Below are 17,094 nucleotides of genomic sequence, written 5' to 3'. Positions count from 1 at the left end.
GGTCTGGAATTGATTTTTCGCCTGAAACATTAGCAGCGCGGCGGGTATGCGCAACAACGCATCACATGGGACCATGCCCATTCGTGCGTTGTCGTGAACGGGTCGGTGGGTTATTTCAATGGGGTCCGGTCCCCCCAGGCGCCCACAAAACGCGCAATTGCCGGCTTTTCAGGTCATTTCCATGCAAGAACACACGAAATCCTCGACGCTCGAAAACGCTATTGCACTGCAAAAATACGGCGTTGGTCAGCCGGTCCGCCGCAAGGAAGACGACACGCTGGTGCGCGGCAAGGGCCGCTACACCGACGATTTCAACCTGCCCGGCCAGGCCCATTGCGTGGTCGTCCGCTCAACCCATGCCCACGGCATCCTCCGCGGCATCGGCACCGAGGCCGCGAGGGCAATGCCGGGCGTGCTGGGCGTATGGACCGGCAAGGACCTCGACGCGGCCGGCTACGGTCCCTTCACCTGCGGCCTGCCGCTGAAGAACCGCGACGGCTCGCCCCTGCTCCAGACCAACCGCCAGCCGCTGGCAACCGACAAGGTCCGCTTCGTCGGCGACCCCGTCGCCTTCGTGGTGGCCGAGACGTTGGCGCAGGCGCGCGACGCGGCTGAAGCCGTCGAGCTCGATATCGAGCCGCTGCCGGCCGTGACCGATCCGGAGGAAGCCACCAAGCCCGGCGCGCCGCAGCTTTACGACCACATCCCGAACAACGTCGCGCTCGACTATCATTATGGCGACATGGAGAAGGTGAACGCCGCGTTCGCCAGCGCCGCCCATGTGACCAAGGTCGATATCGAGAACACCCGCGTTGCCGTGGTCTCGATGGAGCCGCGCGTCGGTCTTGCCTCCTACGACAAGGCGACCGAGCGCTACACCATCCAGATGCCGACGCAGGGCGTCGCGGGCAACCGCGCCAACCTCGCCAAGAATCTGAAGGTGCCGAACGAGAAGGTGCGCATCCTCACCGCCAATGTCGGCGGCTCCTTCGGCATGAAGAACGTCAACTATCCCGAATACATGTGCATCCTGTACGCGGCGAAGGCGCTGGGACGTCCGGTGAAGTGGCTCGACGAGCGCTCCACCAGCTTCCTCTCCGACAGCCACGGCCGCGCGCAGCGCATCCATGCCGAGCTCGCGCTCGATGCCGAGGGTCACTTCCTCGCGGCAAAGCTCTCCGGCTACGGCAATCTCGGCGCCTACATCACCGGCGTTGCGCCCGGCCCGCTCTCGCTCAACACCGGCAAGAACTTTTCCAGCGTCTACCGCACGCCGCTGATGGGCGTCGACATCAAGACGGTGCTGACCAACACCACGCTGATGGGCGCCTATCGTGGCGCCGGCCGTCCCGAAGCCAACTACTACATGGAGCGGTTGATCGACCGCGCCGCCGACGAGATGGGCATCAACCGGCTGACGATGCGCAAGCGCAACTTCATCAAGCCGAACCAGATGCCGTTCCCGGCCTCCTCGGGCGTCACCTATGACAGTGGCGACTTCCAGGCTGTGTTCACCAAGGCGCTCGAAATCTCCGACCACGAGAATTTCGCCAAGCGCAAGAAAGAGAGCAAGAAGGCCGGCAAGCTGCGCGGCATCGCCGTCGGCTCCTATCTCGAGGTCACCGCGCCGCCGAGCCCCGAGCTCGGCAAGATCGTGTTCGATCCGGATGGCTCGGTCCAGCTCATCACCGGCACGCTCGACTACGGCCAGGGCCACGCGACGCCGTTCGCGCAGGTGCTGAGCGCGCAGCTCGGTGTGCCCTTCGAGAGCGTGCAGCTCGTGCAGGGCGACAGCGACATCGTCCATACCGGCAACGGCACCGGCGGCTCGCGCTCGATTACGGCGAGCGGCCAGGCCATCGTCGGGGCGGCAAAGCTCGTCATCGAAAAGGGCAAGCGCGCCGCCGCGCACATGCTGGAGGCCTCGGAAGCCGACATCGAATTCGCCGACGGCGCCTTCACCATCGCCGGCACCGACCGCAGCATCGACATCATGGAGCTTGCCAAGAAGCTGCATGACGGCAAGGTCCCGGATGGCGTGCCTGACAGTCTCGACGTCGATCACACCAGCGATCCGGTCGCCTCGGCGTTCCCGAACGGCTGCCATGTCGCCGAGGTCGAGGTCGATCCGGATACGGGCGTGGTGCAGATCGTGCGCTACAGCGCGGTGAACGACTTCGGCACCGTGATCAACCCGATGCTGGTCGCCGGCCAGCTCCACGGCGGCGTCGTCCAGGGCATCGGTCAGGCGCTGATGGAACACGTCCGCTACGACGAGAGCGGCCAGCCAATCACAGGCTCGCTGATGGACTACGCGCTGCCCCGCGCCGAGGACGTGCCGTTCATGGAGGTCGGCGATCACCCAGTGCCGGCCAAGAGCAATCCCCTCGGTACCAAGGGCTGCGGCGAAGCCGGCTGTGCCGGCAGCCTGTCGACGGTGGTGAACGCGGTGGTCGATGCGCTGTCGGACTACGGCATCAAGCACATCGACATGCCGCTGACGCCGGAGCGGGTGTGGCGCGCGATCCAGGACGCGAAGGGGGCGGCGTCGTAGTTGTAGCCACGCCGCCTCCACAACAATGCTGTCATCGCCCGGCCTTATGCGCAATTGCGCATCAGGACCGGGCGATCCAGTACTCCGAGACAGTGGTGATTGACGGATAGGCCGCGGCGTACTGGATGCCCCGCCTTCGCGGGGCATGACACCACCCTTTGAGGCGACCAGTTTGCCCGCTACGCCGCCGCCTGCTCCCGCGGCTGGTAGATCGCGGTGTGCTGGCAGTGCGCCAGCGGCGTTGTGCCGTTGGCGACGACAAGCGCGTCGAACTCGACGAAGCGATGGCCCTTCTTCTCGTAATTCGCCGAGACCTTCGCCCGCGCCACGATCTCGTCGCCGATGCGCGCGGGCGACAGGAGCTGCATGCGGCTGCCGACATGGATCCAGGGGCCGAGGATCGTATTGTCCACCAACACGCGGTTCATGACGCGCTGGATCAGGCCGGGATGCCCGAGCCCCTCGCGCACGAAAATCGGATCGGCCTCTCTGACATCGGCGAGATAGTCGGTCGCGTCCTGCCCGGCCCAGCGGCGCGGCGTTGTGCCGAGCCATTTGCCGACCTCGAAGATATCAGGGCTGACCGGCCGGCGCTCAGCCACCGCGGGCACCTCGACGTAATCGTGCAATGACACCGCTGGCGCTGCCGCCGGCAGCGACGCCGTCCCTGTGGCGCAGAGTTCAGTGCGGCTGAACACCTCGATCGTGAGCAGGCCGTTGTGCTCGGTCGCGTCGACATCGGCGGTCTCACCATCATAGACCGGCTTGATGAAGCGCGCCTCGACCAGCCCGCGCGCGAGGAAATCGCGGCCCCAGCGCGCCACCGGCACGTGCATCATGTAGGCGAAGACGTCGACGCCCGGGACGAGGCCACCGGAAAAGCCGAAGCGGCGCGCCACCGTGTCGTCGTGCATCTTGTTTTCGGACTGTTTGGCGGTGTTGTAAGCCGCGACGCGGTAGGTTTCGAGCCGGTTCGGCATGGCGGGCTTTTCCCTCTGTTTTTGTTCTTTCAGGGCCGATCGTAGGCCTTGCGGAACTGGGGTCAATCCCCTCGCCTTTGGGGCCCGAATGGGGTACCACGCGGCGAATGACCGACACCCCCACCCGCATCTATGTCGACGCCGACGCCTGCCCGGTGAAAGACGAAATCTACCGCGTGGCGCTTCGCCACGGCGTGCCCGTGAGCGTGGTCGCCGGCAATTTTATTCGCGTGCCGCACGATCCCCTCATCGAGCGCATCGCCGCGGGCGCCGGGATGGACGCGGCCGACGACTGGATCGCGGAGCGTGCGAGGCCCGGCGACGTCGTCATCACCTCCGACATTCCGCTGGCGAGCCGCTGCGTCAAGGCCGGCGCCGACGTGATCGCGCCGAACGGCAAGCCGTTCACGGAGGAGTCGATCGGGATGACGCTGGCGGTGCGCAATCTCATGACGGATCTGCGCTCGGCCGGCGAAGTCACCGGTGGCCCGCGCTCGTTCTCCCCGCGCGACCGCTCCGCCTTCCTCTCGGCGCTCGACCAGACGCTACGCCGCATCCAGCGCCGTCGTGCCGACCACGCCGCCACGAGCCAAGGTTAGTCATGGCGCCGCCGCTGATCCAACTCAAAGACATCAAGCTGACCTTTGGCGGCACGCCGCTGCTGTCGGGCGTCGAGCTCAATGTCGCGCCATCCGAACGTGTCTGCCTGATCGGCCGCAACGGCTCCGGCAAGTCAACACTGCTGAAGATCGCGGCCGGCACCGTCGAGCCCGACGGCGGCACACGATTCGTGCAGCCCGGCGCGACGGTTCGCTATTTGCCGCAGGAGCCTGATTTCGGCGAGCACAGGACCCTACTGGCCTATGTCGAGGCCGGGCTCGCGCCCGGCGACGATCCATACCAGGCGCGCTATCTGGTCGAGCAGCTCGGGCTGACCGGCGACGAGAACCCGGCCAACGTCTCCGGCGGCGAGGCCCGCCGCGCGGCGCTGGCGCGTGTGCTGGCGCCCTCGCCGGATATCCTGCTGCTGGACGAGCCGACCAACCATCTCGATCTCTCCACCATCGAATGGCTGGAAAAGGAGCTCGACGGTCGCCGCAGCGCGCTCGTCATCATCAGCCACGACCGCCGCTTCCTGACCAATCTCTCCCGTTCGACCGCCTGGCTCGACCGCGGCAAGATCAAGCAGATCGACCGCGGCTTCGCTTCGTTCGAGACCTGGCGTGACGAGGTGCTGGCGGAAGAAGAGCGCGACCAGCACAAGCTCGACCGCAAGATCGTCGACGAGGAGCACTGGCTGCGGCACGGCGTTTCCGGCCGCCGCAAGCGCAACGTCAAGCGGCTCGCCAATCTGCACACACTGCGCGACCAGCGTCGCAATTATCGCGGCACGGCCGGCACCGCCAGTCTCGCCGCAGCCGAGGCGGAGCAATCCGGCAAGCTGGTGATCGAGGCCAAGGGCATCAGCAAGGCCTTTGGCGACCGCGTGATCGTGGACAATTTCTCGACCCGAATCCAGCGCGGCGACCGGCTCGGCATCATCGGCCCGAACGGCGCCGGCAAGACCACGCTGGTCAATCTGCTGACCGGCGGCGGCGAGCCTGACACCGGCATCGTGCGGCTCGGCGCCAACCTCGAGACCGCCACACTTGATCAGCATCGCGAAAGCCTCGATCCGAAATCGACGCTGGCCGAGGCGCTGACCGGTGGTCGCGGCGACCAGATCATGGTCGGCGGCAAGCCCAAGCATGTCGTCGGCTACATGAAGGACTTCCTGTTCGCGCAGGAGCAGCGCGGCACGCCCGTTGAGGTGTTGTCAGGCGGCGAGCGCGGCCGACTGATGCTGGCGCGCGCGCTGGCAAAACCATCGAACCTGCTGGTGCTGGACGAGCCGACCAACGATCTCGACCTCGAGACGCTCGACGTGCTCGAAGACATGCTCGGCGACTACGAGGGCACGGTCATCCTGATCAGCCATGACCGCGACTTCCTCGACCGCGTCGTCACCTCCGTGATCGCGCCCGAGGGCAACGGCAAGTGGATCGAATATGCCGGCGGCTATAGCGACATGCTGGCGCAGCGCGGCGCGGATTTGAAGCGCGACACCGCGAAGACGTCGGCGCCTGCGGAGAGGAAAGAGGAGCGCACTGCCGCTCCCGCCTCCACGTCCAAGCGGAAGCTGAGCTTCAACGAGAAACACGCGCTGGAAACGCTGCCGAAGAAGATGGAAACGTTGCACGCCGATATTGCCAAGCTGCAGCGTGTGCTCGACGATCCCAATCTTTATGCCAAGGATCGCAAGAAATTCGACGACACCTCCGCCGCCATCGCCAAGGCGCACGACGAATTGTCAAGCGCCGAAGAGCGCTGGCTGGAGCTCGAAATGTTGCGTGAAGAAATCGAGCAAGCCTGATCATGGATATCGTAGGATGGGTAGAGCGCAGCGAAACCCATCGCCTAACGCGAATTGGTTCTGATGGGTTTCGCTTCGCTCTACCCATCCCACAGGGCCGGAAATAGAGAGATCACATGACCACTCCCCTCGCCGCCAAAATCGCCCGCGAATATGGCACGCCCTGTGCCGTCATCGACATGGACAAGGTCGAGCGCAACATCGCGCGGATCCAGAAGGCCTGCGACGACGCCGGCGTCGCCAACCGCCCGCACATCAAGACGCACAAGAATCCCACCATTGCGAAGATGCAGGTCGCGGCCGGCGCCAAGGGTATCACCTGCCAGAAGATCGGCGAGGCCGAGATCATGGCCAATGCCGGCATTGATGACATCCTGATCAGCTACAATCTGCTGGGCGAAGAAAAGATGGCGCGGCTCGGCGCGCTGAATGCCAAGACCAACATGACGGTCGCCGCCGACAATTCGACCGTCGTTGCCGGCCTGCCGAAAGCGGCCGCGGCTTCGGGCCGCCCGCTCTCGGTCGTGGTCGAATGCGATACCGGCCGCAAGCGCGCGGGCGTCGAGACGCCGGCGGAGGCGATCGCGCTGGCACGCGAGATCGCCGCGTCCAAGGGACTGCAGTTTGCCGGCTTCATGCTCTACCCGACCGAGACCGGCTGGGGCGATGCGCAGAAATTCTTCGACGAGGCGCTCGCCGGCGTGCGGGCGCACGGGCTCGATGCCAGGATCGTCTCGACCGGCGGCACGCCAAATCTCGTCAACATCGGCAAGCTCAAGGGCGGCACCGAGCATCGCTTCGGCACCTACATCTACAACGACCGCATGCAGGTCGCCGCCGGCTCCGCCACCTGGGACGATTGCGCCCTGCACATCTATTCGACGGTGGTGAGCCGCGCCGCACCCGAGCGCGGCATTCTGGACGCCGGCTCGAAGACGCTGACGACGGACACCGGCGGCCTCGACGGCCACGGCCTGATCCTCGAGCACCCCGAAGCAAAGATCGCAAAGTTCGCCGAGGAGCACGGCTTCCTCGACCTCTCCCGCAGCAACACCCGCCCGAACGTCGGCGACGTCGTCCGCATCGTGCCCAATCATGTTTGCGTCGTCGTCAACATGATGGACGAGGTGGTGATGGTCCGCGGCGACGAGATCATCGGCACGCTGCCGGTGGCCGCACGGGGCAAGCTGCGCTAGGCGCGAATGAGAGCCTGAAGCTCCCGGTCGAGCCCCTCGCGAAACAGATTGATCGGGCGGGTCAACCGCCCCGCCGGCGGACGATGCACGAGCCATGCGCGCACCGCGGGATTGAAGTCGCGCGCGGCGACCGGCTTGAGCTTGTCGCGAAACACGCTGCGCTTCAGCGCAAGCGGCGTGACCAGCCCGACGCCAAGGCCGCGTGACACCAGCGAGAGCCGAAGCTCGCTGTCGAGCGCTTCCACGGCGACGGTGAACGGCAGATGCTCGGCATCGAAGCGACGCTTGAGCGTGTCGCGAAATCCGCAGCCGTCCTGGTTGATCACCCATGAGAGCTGCGACAGGCGCTCGAGGTCGACGGTGCGCGGGATCTTCATCTCGCGCGCAACGACGAACACGACCGGCTGCGAACCGAGATCGTCGGCGACGAGATCGGCGGGCGGCGTGGCCCCGTCGGGCAGGCAGATCGCGGCCGCATCCAGTTCGTTGCGGCTGACCCGCTCGACCTGATTGGGCGACCAGCCGGAGACGACGCGCACGCTCAGCGCCGGAAACTCGGCACGCACCGCATCGAGCGGCCCGCTGAGTCCGGCCTCCGAGAGAAACGGCGTGAGGCCGAGCCGGAACTCACCGCGCACCACGCCATCCTTGGCGACGCGGGCCTTGAGATCATCCAGCATCCTGAGCAGGCGCCGACCCTGCTCATAGGCCTCGTGGCCTGCGGCCGTGGGCTTCAACGGTTTCGACAGGCGGTCCAACAACTGCGCTCCCAGCATCTCCTCGAGATTCTGGATGCGCCGGGTCACGCCAGGCTGAGTGAGGTTGAGGCGCGTCGAGGCGGCAACGATTGATCCGGTCTCGACCACAGCAACGAACGCGACGAGGTCATGGGTATTCATAAGTAACTCGCATATTCTTTATAGACTTAATTCAATTGTAGCATACTGATCGTCCCGCTTAAAGGGGACCCGCATTCAGCCGCGAGGTCCCATGACCATCTCCGAAACCACCAAGCTCGTATCCCCGAAGAAACTCGCCGAGCGATCGCTGATCTGGCTCGGCGCCATCACCACTGGCGTCGTCGTCACCAATTTGTTCGCGCCGCAGATTCTCGTTGGACTGATCGGCCAGTCGCTGGCCATGACCGCCTGGCAGGCCGGCCTCGTCAGCACGCTCACCCTGCTCGGCTATGCGCTCGGCCTGCTGTTGCTGGTGCCGCTGGTCGATCTCGTCGAGAACCGCCGCCTGATCCTGCGCACGCTCGGCTGCGCCATCCTCGCGGCGCTGGCAACTGCACTCGCGCCGACGCCAGTGCTGCTGCTGCTCGCAACCTTCGTCCTCGGCGCGTCCTGCGCGGCGATCCAGATGATGGTTCCGCTCGTGGCCTCGATGGTCGCGCCCGAGCGCCGCGGCCAGGCCATTGGCGAAGTCATGAGCGGGCTGATGATCGGTATCCTGTTGTCGCGGCCTGCCGCGAGCCTGATCGCAGATCTCTGGAGCTGGCGTGCCTATTACCTCGCCTCGGCCATCCTGATGGCGCTGCTCGCCGGTGCGCTCGGCCGCTACCTGCCGATGCTGCAACCGGCGGCCCGCGTCGGCTACGGCGATCTGCTCCGCTCGTTCCCGAAACTGTTGCGGGAAGAACCCGTGCTGCGCGTGCGGGCCTGGACTGCGTCCCTGGTCATGGCGTCTTTCACCGCGTTCTGGTCCGCGGTCGCGCTGCGCCTGCCGGAGGTCCCGTTCACGCTCGATGCCAAGGGCATTGCCGCTTTCGCACTGATCGGCGTCGCGGGCGCCGCGGCGACACCGCTCGCCGGTCGCTGGGGCGACAAGGGCTGGGCACGCCCGCTGTTCTTCGCCGCACATCTGTGCATCATCGGCTCGCTCGCGCTCTGCGCCTGGGCGGGCGCGATCGAGTCCCGTATCGCGGCTCTCCTGGTGTTGAGCCTCGGCACCATCCTGCTCGATATCGGTATCACCGCCGACCAGACGCTGGGCCGCCGCGCCGTCAATCTGTTGCGGCCGGAGGCGCGCGGCCGCATCAACGGCCTGTTCGTTGCGCTGTTCTTTGTCGGCGGTGGGGTCGGCTCCGCCGCGGCCTCGCTAGCCTGGAGCTATGGCGGCTGGAGCGCGGTCTGTGTGGTCGCGGCGAGCTTTGGCGTGCTCGGCCTTCTCACCGATCTTTTGACCCGGACCGGCACGTCGTGATCAGGATGACGCGAGCCATCGCAACACGCCGCTGCCCGCGGCAGCGCCGGTCGCGAACGAGGCCTGCAGCAGATAACCGCCGGTCGGCGCTTCCCAGTCCAGCATCTCGCCGGCAGCGAACACGCCGGGGAGCTTGCGCAGCATGAAGTGGTCGTCGAGCTCGTCGAAGGCGATCCCGCCCGCGGTGGAGATCGCGCGCTCGATCGGCGCCACGCCGGTGAGCTGAACCGGGATTGCGTTCACCAGATGCGCAAGCTCCACCGGCGACAACGCCGCCAGTGGCCGGCCGGCCGCAATGGCCGCTTCCTGCATCAGGCCGATACCGACCGGCGACACTTGCGCCGCCTTGCGCAGAAAGTTCGCCAGCGATTGCTTGCCGCGCGTGCCCGACAGGCGCGTGGTCAGTGCCGCCTTGTCGAGATCGGGCCGCAAGGCGATCGTCAGCGTCGCCTGCCCGATCCCCAACACCGCCTCGCGCAGCTCCGCCGACAGCGCGTAGATCGCGCCGCCCTCGATGCCGCTGCGCGTGATCATGGCTTCGCCCCGAACCGTGTGCGCGCCGACCGTCAGCGTCACGCCCTTCAGAGGCTGGCCCTCGAATCGGTCCCGAAACACATCGGACCATGCAACCGTGAAGCCGGAATTGGCCGGCCTGAGCCTGGAGATGGCAACGCCCTTCGCGGCGAGATATCCGGCCCAGGCGCCATCCGAGCCGAGCCTCGGCCAGCTCGCGCCACCGAGTGCGAGCACGGTTGCGCTCGGGGCGATGGCAAGCGGACCGTTGGGTGCCTGGAATTGGAGCCGACCCTGCTCGTCCCACCCGGTCCAGCGATGGCGAAACGCAAATTGCACGCCGGCCGCATCGAGCCGCCGCAGCCAGGCGCGCAGCAAGGGCGAGGCCTTGAACGTCTTTGGAAACACCCGGCCGCTGCTGCCGACGAACGTCAGTTGCCCCAGAGCTGCGCTCCAATCGCGCAGCGCATCGGGCGGAAACGCCTCAACCGCGGCGCGCAAGTGCGGCATCGCCTCGCGGTAGCGGGGGAGGAAATCCGTGAGCGGCTCGCTATGGGTGAGATTGAGGCCGCCTCGGCCGGCCATCAGAAACTTGCGGCCCGCCGACGGCATGGCGTCATAGACCGTGACGCGGGCGCCGCCCTGCGCCAGCACCTCCGCCGCCATCAAGCCCGCGGGACCGGCGCCGATGACAGCGATGTTCGTCTCGGATGAAGTCATGGCGGGAGTTTAAGACCAGATTATCGCGCCACAAACAGTGTGATTCCGGGGCGCGCGCAGCGCGAGCCCGGAATCCATTGGGCGGCAGAGTCGGTGGCACGATGGATTCCGGGCTCGCCCTTCGGGCGCCCCGGAATGACAGAGAATTAGAGCTTGATGCCCGCCCGTGCCGCGGCCTGCGCCACATATTTCTGCGTCTGCTCGAACGCGCCGGTCAACGCCTTGGCCTTCGACATGTCGCTGATCTCAGCGAAATGGGCGGCGACGGCGTCGGGGGTCCATTCGGATTCCGGAAGGTTGATGCCTTCGCTCTCCACAATCTTGATCACCGCGAAGGAGCCGGCGCCGGCCCCCATGATGGTGCGGGTCGGCGCGTCCTCGCTCAGCATGTACTCGACCGCTGGCGTGATCGCGTTCGGCTTCATCAGTTGCAGCGCCTGCGGCGGCAGCAGCTCTTCGGTCATGCGGGTCGCCGCGGTCGGCGAGATCATGTTGACGCGGATGTTGGTCTTGCGGCCTTCTTCCGCGAGCACATTCATCAGCCCGACCATGCCCGACTTCGCGGCGCCGTAATTGGCCTGGCCGAAATTGCCGTAGAGGCCGGAGGACGAGGTGGTCAGCACGATGCGGCCGTAATTGCGGTCGCGCATGCCGGCCCAGACCGCCTTGCAGCAATAGAAGGTGCCGACGAGGTGCACGTCGAGCACCTTCTGGAAATCGGCGGCTTCCATCTTGCCGAACGACTTGTCGCGCAGGATGCCGGCATTGGCGCACATGATGTCGACGCTGCCCCACTCCTTGGTGGCGCGCTCGACCATGGCGGTGACTTGCTCGAAATTGGAGACGTCGGCGCCGTCGGCCATCGCGGTGCCGCCGGCCTTGCGGATCTCCTCGACCACGGCCTCAGCCGGCGAGAGCGAGGCGCCGGTGCCGTCGCGCGCGCCGCCGAAATCGTTGACCACGACTTTCGCCCCGCGGCTCGCCAGGCCCAGCGCATGCGCCTTGCCGAGACCATTGCCCGCGCCGGTGACGATAGCGACGCGTCCGTCGAACCTGATTGCCATGAGTATGATTCCTGGATGTTAGTCGTCATGACCAGACTCGACCCGGCCATCTCTGAAAACCGAGAGGCTTTTGAGCAGCGATGCCTGGCCGGGTCAAGCCCGGCCCTGAGGGCTGGGCTCAGGCGAAATAGATCAGGCCGAGCCAGTCCGCGACCAACGCGGGCTTGTCCTCGCCTTCGATCTCGACCGTCACATTGGTCCGCGACTGCAATTCGTTTGGCTTGCGCAGCTTGGCTTCCGCCAGCACGAAGCGGCCGCGAACGCGCTTGCCCGAGCGCACCGGCGAGATGAAGCGCAGCTTGTCGAAGCCGTAGTTGACGCCCATCGTGGTGCCCGCGATCGCCGGCATCACTTCGTAGGACATCACCGACAGCATCGACATCGTCAGGAAGCCGTGCGCGATGGTGGTGCCGAACGCCGTCTCCGCCTTAGCCCTCTCGGGGTCGACATGGATGAACTGGTGATCCTCGGTGACGTCGGCGTAGGTGTCGATGCGGGGCTGGTCGATCAGGTGCCAGGACGATACGCCGATCTCCTTACCGACCAGGGCCTGATAGGCCTCCAGCGTGATCGGCGGCTTCTTCCAGATTTCGTTCATGTCTCTTCAGGTCTCACTTCTTGTTTTCGGCAGCTCGGGAAAATCCTCCTCGCGGAATTCCCGGCCGCGCAGCGGATCGTTGCGATCATCGTCGCGTTCGAGCCGTCGTAGCTGCACGCGGCGGATTTTGCCAGAGATCGTCTTCGGCAGTTCGGTGACGATTTCGAGGCGACGGATACGCTTGAACGGCGCAAGCCGCGTGTGCAGGTGCTTGAAAATCGAGAGCGCCGTCTCCGGCGTCCGCTCCGCGCCCGAGGTCAGCAGCACGAAGGCCTTGGGGATCGCGAGCCGGATCGGATCCGGGCTCGGCACCACAGCGGCTTCCGCAACGAGTTCATGCTCGAGCAGCACGCTCTCCAGCTCGAACGGGCTGATGCGATAGTCCGATGATTTGAACACGTCGTCGGAGCGGCCGACGAAGGTGAGATAGCCATCCTCGTCGGCGAATACGACGTCGCCGCTGCGATAGATCTCGCCTTCGGCGCCCGAGAGCTTGCCGTCGTCGCCCTGATAGCCTTGCATCAGACCCGCCGGACGGTCGGCGCCGAGCAGCAGTGCCACCTCGCCTTCCTTGGCCGGATGGCCGTCGGCGTCGCTGACCTGCACACGATAGCCCGGCAGCGGGCGGCCCATCGAGCCGATCTTGATCTTTTGCCCCGGCGAGTTGCCGGCCAGCGCGGTGGTTTCGGTCTGGCCATAGCCGTCGCGGATGGTGAGGCCCCAGGCGGCCTGCACCTGGTCGATCACTTCCGGATTGAGCGGCTCGCCGGCGCCGCAGACTTCGCGCAAGGCGACCTTGAAGGCCGAAAGGTTCTCCTGGATGAACAGCCGCCACACCGTCGGCGGCGCGCACAGCGTGGTGACGCCGCAGCGGCCGATGGTGGCGAGCAGGCCCTTGGCATCGAAGCGCGGCTGATTGACCACGAACACGGTGGCACCCGCATTCCACGGCGCGAAGAAGCAGCTCCAGGCATGCTTGGCCCAGCCGGGTGACGAGATGTTGAGATGGACGTCGCCGGGCTTCAGCCCGATCCAGTACATGGTCGAGAGATGGCCGACCGGATAGCTGCGCTGGCTGTGCAGCACGAGCTTTGGTTTTGCCGTCGTGCCCGAGGTGAAATAGAGCAGCATCGGGTCGTCGGCGCGGGTCGGGCCGTCCGGCACAAGACTCTCAGAAGCTTTCGCCGTCTCGTCATAGGCAAGCCAGCCTTCGGAAGCGGCGCCGACCACGATGCGCACGATGTTCTCCGCACCGAGGCTTGCGAATTTCGTGACCTGATCTTCGGCGGCCACCACCGCCTTCGCCTTGCCGCGATCGAGCCGGTCGCGCAACTCCTCGGCCGTGAGCAGCGTGGTCGCGGGAATCACAACGACGCCGAGCTTGATCGCCGCCAGCATCGTCTCCCACAGCGGAACCACGTTGCCGAGCAGCAGCAGGAGGTGATCGCCGCGCTTCAGGCCCTGTGCGCGGAGGAAGTTGGCGACCTGGTTCGAGCGCTGTGAGAGCGCTGCGAAGGACAGCTTTGTCTGCTTGTCCTGTGCAGCATCGACAATCCAGAGCGCAGGCCTGTCCTTGGCTTCCGCATCTTTCGCCAGCTCGTCGAACCAGTCGAGTGCCCAGTTGAAGGGAACCGGATCGGGCCAGCGGAAATCTCTGACCGCTGTCTCGTAATCAGTGCGATGAGCAAGAAGAAACGCACGCGCTTCCTGAAATGTCGTCATTAAGTTTTCCCGGCTAGCTCCCTAACGTGCTTGATAATTCCGGAAAAATCCACCCCGCCCTGCCCCGCCTTGTCGAAGGCCTGGTAAATCTCCTGCGCATGCTGGCCGAGCGGCGTCGCGGCGCCTGCGGCCTTCGCGGCGTCCTGCGCCAGGGTCAGGTCCTTCACCATCAGCGCCGAGGCGAAACCGGGCTTGTAATCGTTGTTGGCCGGCGAGGTCGGAACCGGACCCGGAACCGGGCAATAGGTCGTGAGCGACCAGCACTGGCCCGACGAGGTCGAGGCGACGTCGAACAGCGCCTGGTGTGAAAGCCCGAGCTTTTCTCCGAGCGCAAAGGCTTCGCTCACCGCGATCATGGAAATGCCGAGGATCATGTTGTTGCAGATCTTTGCGGCTTGGCCCGCGCCGGCGCCGCCGCAATGCACGATCTTCTTGCCCATCTTCTCCAGCACGGGCTTTGCCGCCGCGAAGGCGCCCTCCTCGCCGCCGCACATGAAAGTGAGCGTTGCGCCCTTGGCGCCGCCGGTGCCGCCGGAGACCGGTGCGTCGACCGAGAGCACGCCGTGCTTGGCGGCAAGCGCATGCGCCTGGCGCGCGCTTTCGACGTCGATGGTGGACGAGTCGATGATCAGCGCGCCTTTGGCCATGGCGGGCACCACCTCGTTCCAGACGCCGAGCACGTGCTTGCCTGCGGGCAGCATCGTAACGACGATGTCAGCGCCCTTCACTGCGCCCGACGCACTGTCGGCGATCCCGGCTCCATCGGCCTTGGCCTGATTGCGGGAGGCTTCGACGAGGTCGAACGCCACCACCTTGTGGCCGGCCTTGACCAGATTGGCGGCCATCGGGCCGCCCATGTTGCCGAGACCGATGAATGCGATCGTGGCCATTGTCGTTTCCTCCGCTTGTAGCGTTGTTAGTTGAACTTCAGCTCGTCGACGCCGATCTCCGCGAGATACGGCGCCAGCATTTGCGGCGTCACGTCCTCGATCCGCGGCGGCGACCAGCTCGGATTGCGGTCCTTGTCGATCACGGCCGCGCGCACGCCCTCGCGGAAATCGTCGCTGCGGAACACCTCCAGCGCGGCGCGATATTCGCGCACCAGGCATTCCTCCAGGCTCGATGCGGTGCGCGCGAGCCGCAGCAGCTTCAGCGTCACCACCATGCCGCGCGGCGATTTTTCATTCAGTGTCTTGAGCGTCGCCAGCGCGAACTCGGAGCCGTCACGCTTCAGGGCCGCGAAGATGTCTTCCATGCGGTCGAAGCCGAACAAGGCGTCGATAACCGGCTCCTTTGCCGCAACCGGCCCAGCGGTTTCACCAGTCGCAAAGCCGTTGATGAGCTTGGTGACATCCGCCGCTGTGACGCCGGCGCGAACCTTGGTCAGCGCCTCGCGCAGCGCCGGCCATTTGGCCGCCGGTACCACGGCATCCGCAAACTTGGCGTGGATCGCGTCAGGCCCGTTCATGGTCTGGCCGGTCAAACCAAAATAGGTGCCGATCTCGCCGGGCGAGCGCGACAACAGCCAGGTGCCGCCGACATCGGGGAAGAAGCCGAGCCCGACCTCGGGCATCGCGAGCTTGGTACGATCAGTGACGACACGATGGCTGGCGTGGCCCGAAAGCCCGACGCCGCCCCCCATCACGAGGCCGTCCATGAACGCGACATAGGATTTGGGGTACTTCGCGATCCGCGCATTCATGACGTATTCCTGGCGCCAGAACCGGGCGCCGAGGTCGCCGCCTTCGCGCGAGCTCTCCCAGAGGCCGCGGATGTCGCCGCCGGCGCAGAGGCCGCGTTCGCCAGAGCCTTCCAGAATGATCAATGCGACTTCAGGATCGGTCTCGAAGCGATCCAGCGCCGCGTCGATGCCCTCGGACATCTCTAGCGTCATGGCGTTGATCGCCTTCGGACGATTGAGCCGGATCACGCCCGCCGCGCCCTCGCGGCGAACGATCAGGTCGCCCTCTTCCACCGAACTCATCGCGCGCCCTCGATCAATTTGCGCGCCACGATCAGCCGCATGATTTCGTTGGTGCCTTCGAGGATCTGGTGCACGCGCAGATCGCGCACGATCTTCTCGATGCCGTATTCGCTGAGGTAGCCGTAGCCGCCGTGAAGCTGCAGCGCGTGGTTGGCGACCTCGAAACCGGCATCGGTGCCGAAGCGCTTTGCCATTGCACACAGCATGGTGGCGTCGGGATCTTTGCGGTCGAGCGCCGCCGCAGCACGCCACAGGAATGTGCGTGCGGCCTCGAGCTCGATCGCCATGTCAGCGAGCTTGAATTGCAGGGCCTGGAATTCGTCGAGCCGCTTTCCGAACGCCTTGCGCTCCTTCATGTAGGCCCGCGCTTTGTCGAGCGCCGATTGGGCACCACCAAGAGAACACGCCGTGATGTTGAGGCGGCCGCCGTCGAGGCCCGCCATCGCGATCTTGAAGCCGACGCCCTCCTCGCTCAAGCGATTAGCGACCGGCACGCGGGCGTTCTCGAACATCACCGCGCGGGTCGGCTGCGCGTTCCAGCCCATCTTGCGCTCATTGGCGCCGAAGGACACGCCCGGCGTCTTGCCGTCGATGACGAGGGTCGAGATGCCGCCGGGGCCGTCGCCGCCAGTGCGGACCATTGCAACCAGGAGATCGGTGCCGCCGGCACCGGAGATGAACTGCTTCTGGCCGTTGAGAACATAGTGGTCGCCCTCGCGCACCGCGCGGGTGCGGAGCGCTGCTGCATCGGAGCCGGCGCCCGGCTCGGTCAGGCAATAGCTCGCGATCAGCTCCATGGTGCATAGCTTCGGCAACCATGTGTGGCGCTGAGTGTCGCTGCCGAACGCATCGATCATCCAGGACGCCATGTTGTGGATGGAGATGAAGGCCGAGGTCGTCGGACAGCCCGTCGCCAGCGCCTCAAAAATCAGCGCCGCGTCGAACCGCGTCATGGCAGAGCCACCCACATCCTCGCGGATGTAGATGCCGCCCATGCCGAGCGTGGCGGCTTCGCGCATCACGTCGACGGGGAAATGCTTCTCCTCGTCCCAGCGCAGCGCGTGCGGCGCGATCCTCGAAGCCGCAAACGCCAACGCCATATCGCGAACCGCGACTTGATCCTCATTCAGGGCGAACTGCAT

General features: G+C 65.8%; 14 protein-coding genes. 5 read left to right on the top strand and 9 right to left on the bottom strand.

Annotated elements, in window-relative coordinates:
- The first annotated feature begins 181 nt into the window (after positions 1-181).
- Complete coding sequence (locus NLM32_RS21460) at positions 182-2,554, top strand: xanthine dehydrogenase family protein molybdopterin-binding subunit (protein WP_254130883.1); 2,373 nt, start codon at positions 182-184, stop codon at positions 2,552-2,554.
- Between the two features lie 179 nt (positions 2,555-2,733).
- On the opposite strand, the gene NLM32_RS21455 is transcribed toward NLM32_RS21460, so the two are convergent.
- Positions 2,734-3,534: a hypothetical protein gene (locus tag NLM32_RS21455; protein WP_254130882.1), complete on the bottom strand. Its 801-nt coding sequence runs from the start codon at positions 3,532-3,534 to the stop codon at positions 2,734-2,736.
- A 107-nt stretch (positions 3,535-3,641) separates the two neighbouring features.
- Here NLM32_RS21455 and NLM32_RS21450 point away from each other — a divergent pair, with 107 nt between their 5' ends.
- The 3 genes from NLM32_RS21450 (at position 3,642) to NLM32_RS21440 (ending at position 7,143) form a co-directional block, all read left to right on the top strand.
- Positions 3,642-4,133, top strand: a complete 492-nt coding sequence (locus tag NLM32_RS21450; protein WP_254130881.1) for a YaiI/YqxD family protein — start codon at positions 3,642-3,644, stop codon at positions 4,131-4,133.
- A 2-nt stretch (positions 4,134-4,135) separates the two neighbouring features.
- Positions 4,136-5,947: an ABC-F family ATP-binding cassette domain-containing protein gene (locus NLM32_RS21445; RefSeq protein WP_254130880.1), complete on the top strand. Its 1,812-nt coding sequence runs from the start codon at positions 4,136-4,138 to the stop codon at positions 5,945-5,947.
- A 116-nt stretch (positions 5,948-6,063) separates the two neighbouring features.
- Complete coding sequence (locus tag NLM32_RS21440; RefSeq protein ID WP_254130879.1) at positions 6,064-7,143, top strand: D-TA family PLP-dependent enzyme; 1,080 nt, start codon at positions 6,064-6,066, stop codon at positions 7,141-7,143.
- Here the strand turns inward: NLM32_RS21440 and NLM32_RS21435 are convergent.
- The gene (locus NLM32_RS21435) at positions 7,140-8,042 is read right to left on the bottom strand and encodes a LysR family transcriptional regulator (RefSeq protein ID WP_254130878.1); all 903 of its coding nucleotides are present in this window, start codon (positions 8,040-8,042) and stop codon (positions 7,140-7,142) included. The two genes, NLM32_RS21440 and NLM32_RS21435, sit on opposite strands and share 4 nt — an antisense overlap.
- Positions 8,043-8,133: 91 nt before the next feature.
- Between NLM32_RS21435 and NLM32_RS21430 the strand changes: the two genes are divergently transcribed.
- Entirely contained in the window at positions 8,134-9,351 is a 1,218-nt protein-coding gene (locus NLM32_RS21430; protein WP_254130877.1) for an MFS transporter, read from the top strand.
- On the opposite strand, the gene NLM32_RS21425 is transcribed toward NLM32_RS21430, so the two are convergent.
- The 7 genes from NLM32_RS21425 to NLM32_RS21395 all read right to left on the bottom strand — a co-directional run bounded on the left by NLM32_RS21425 (position 9,352) and on the right by NLM32_RS21395 (position 17,094).
- Positions 9,352-10,584, bottom strand: coding sequence for a TIGR03862 family flavoprotein (locus NLM32_RS21425; protein WP_254130876.1), 1,233 nt, complete (start codon positions 10,582-10,584; stop codon positions 9,352-9,354).
- Positions 10,585-10,730: 146 nt separating this feature from the next.
- A complete protein-coding gene (locus NLM32_RS21420; protein WP_254130875.1) occupies positions 10,731-11,648 on the bottom strand; it encodes an SDR family NAD(P)-dependent oxidoreductase in 918 nt (305 codons plus the stop codon).
- Between the two features lie 118 nt (positions 11,649-11,766).
- Positions 11,767-12,246 (bottom strand): MaoC family dehydratase, encoded by a 480-nt coding sequence (locus NLM32_RS21415; protein ID WP_254130874.1) that lies wholly within the window; start codon positions 12,244-12,246, stop codon positions 11,767-11,769.
- Between the two features lie 6 nt (positions 12,247-12,252).
- Positions 12,253-13,968 (bottom strand): AMP-binding protein, encoded by a 1,716-nt coding sequence (locus tag NLM32_RS21410; RefSeq protein ID WP_254130873.1) that lies wholly within the window; start codon positions 13,966-13,968, stop codon positions 12,253-12,255.
- Positions 13,968-14,858 (bottom strand): 3-hydroxyisobutyrate dehydrogenase, encoded by an 891-nt coding sequence (gene mmsB, locus NLM32_RS21405; RefSeq protein ID WP_254130872.1) that lies wholly within the window; start codon positions 14,856-14,858, stop codon positions 13,968-13,970. The genes NLM32_RS21410 and mmsB overlap by 1 nt, the downstream gene beginning before the upstream one ends.
- A gap of 26 nt (positions 14,859-14,884) precedes the next feature.
- On the bottom strand, positions 14,885-15,952 hold the full coding sequence (locus NLM32_RS21400; RefSeq protein WP_254130871.1) for an enoyl-CoA hydratase/isomerase family protein: 1,068 nt from the start codon (positions 15,950-15,952) through the stop codon (positions 14,885-14,887).
- Entirely contained in the window at positions 15,949-17,094 is a 1,146-nt protein-coding gene (locus NLM32_RS21395; protein WP_254130870.1) for an isobutyryl-CoA dehydrogenase, read from the bottom strand. Before NLM32_RS21395 ends, NLM32_RS21400 begins: the two co-directional genes overlap by 4 nt.

This window comes from Bradyrhizobium sp. CCGUVB14 (assembly GCF_024199935.1).
Classification (GTDB): domain Bacteria; phylum Pseudomonadota; class Alphaproteobacteria; order Rhizobiales; family Xanthobacteraceae; genus Bradyrhizobium.
The sequence above is the reverse complement of the archived record's forward strand: the minus strand, read 5'-3'. Positions and strand labels throughout refer to the sequence as shown.

Bases quoted from the DNA above. Each gene is read 5' to 3' on its own strand.
- NLM32_RS21460 (WP_254130883.1), top strand. From the start codon at position 182: ATGCAAGAACACACGAAATCCTCGACGCTCGAAAACGCTATTGCACTG.
- NLM32_RS21455 (WP_254130882.1), bottom strand. From the start codon at position 3,534: ATGCCGAACCGGCTCGAAACCTACCGCGTCGCGGCTTACAACACCGCC.
- NLM32_RS21450 (WP_254130881.1), top strand. From the start codon at position 3,642: ATGACCGACACCCCCACCCGCATCTATGTCGACGCCGACGCCTGCCCG.
- NLM32_RS21445 (WP_254130880.1), top strand. From the start codon at position 4,136: ATGGCGCCGCCGCTGATCCAACTCAAAGACATCAAGCTGACCTTTGGC.
- NLM32_RS21440 (WP_254130879.1), top strand. From the start codon at position 6,064: ATGACCACTCCCCTCGCCGCCAAAATCGCCCGCGAATATGGCACGCCC.
- NLM32_RS21435 (WP_254130878.1), bottom strand. From the start codon at position 8,042: ATGAATACCCATGACCTCGTCGCGTTCGTTGCTGTGGTCGAGACCGGA.
- NLM32_RS21430 (WP_254130877.1), top strand. From the start codon at position 8,134: ATGACCATCTCCGAAACCACCAAGCTCGTATCCCCGAAGAAACTCGCC.
- NLM32_RS21425 (WP_254130876.1), bottom strand. From the start codon at position 10,584: ATGACTTCATCCGAGACGAACATCGCTGTCATCGGCGCCGGTCCCGCG.
- NLM32_RS21420 (WP_254130875.1), bottom strand. From the start codon at position 11,648: ATGGCAATCAGGTTCGACGGACGCGTCGCTATCGTCACCGGCGCGGGC.
- NLM32_RS21415 (WP_254130874.1), bottom strand. From the start codon at position 12,246: ATGAACGAAATCTGGAAGAAGCCGCCGATCACGCTGGAGGCCTATCAG.
- NLM32_RS21410 (WP_254130873.1), bottom strand. From the start codon at position 13,968: ATGACGACATTTCAGGAAGCGCGTGCGTTTCTTCTTGCTCATCGCACT.
- mmsB (WP_254130872.1), bottom strand. From the start codon at position 14,858: ATGGCCACGATCGCATTCATCGGTCTCGGCAACATGGGCGGCCCGATG.
- NLM32_RS21400 (WP_254130871.1), bottom strand. From the start codon at position 15,952: ATGAGTTCGGTGGAAGAGGGCGACCTGATCGTTCGCCGCGAGGGCGCG.
- NLM32_RS21395 (WP_254130870.1), bottom strand. From the start codon at position 17,094: ATGCAGTTCGCCCTGAATGAGGATCAAGTCGCGGTTCGCGATATGGCG.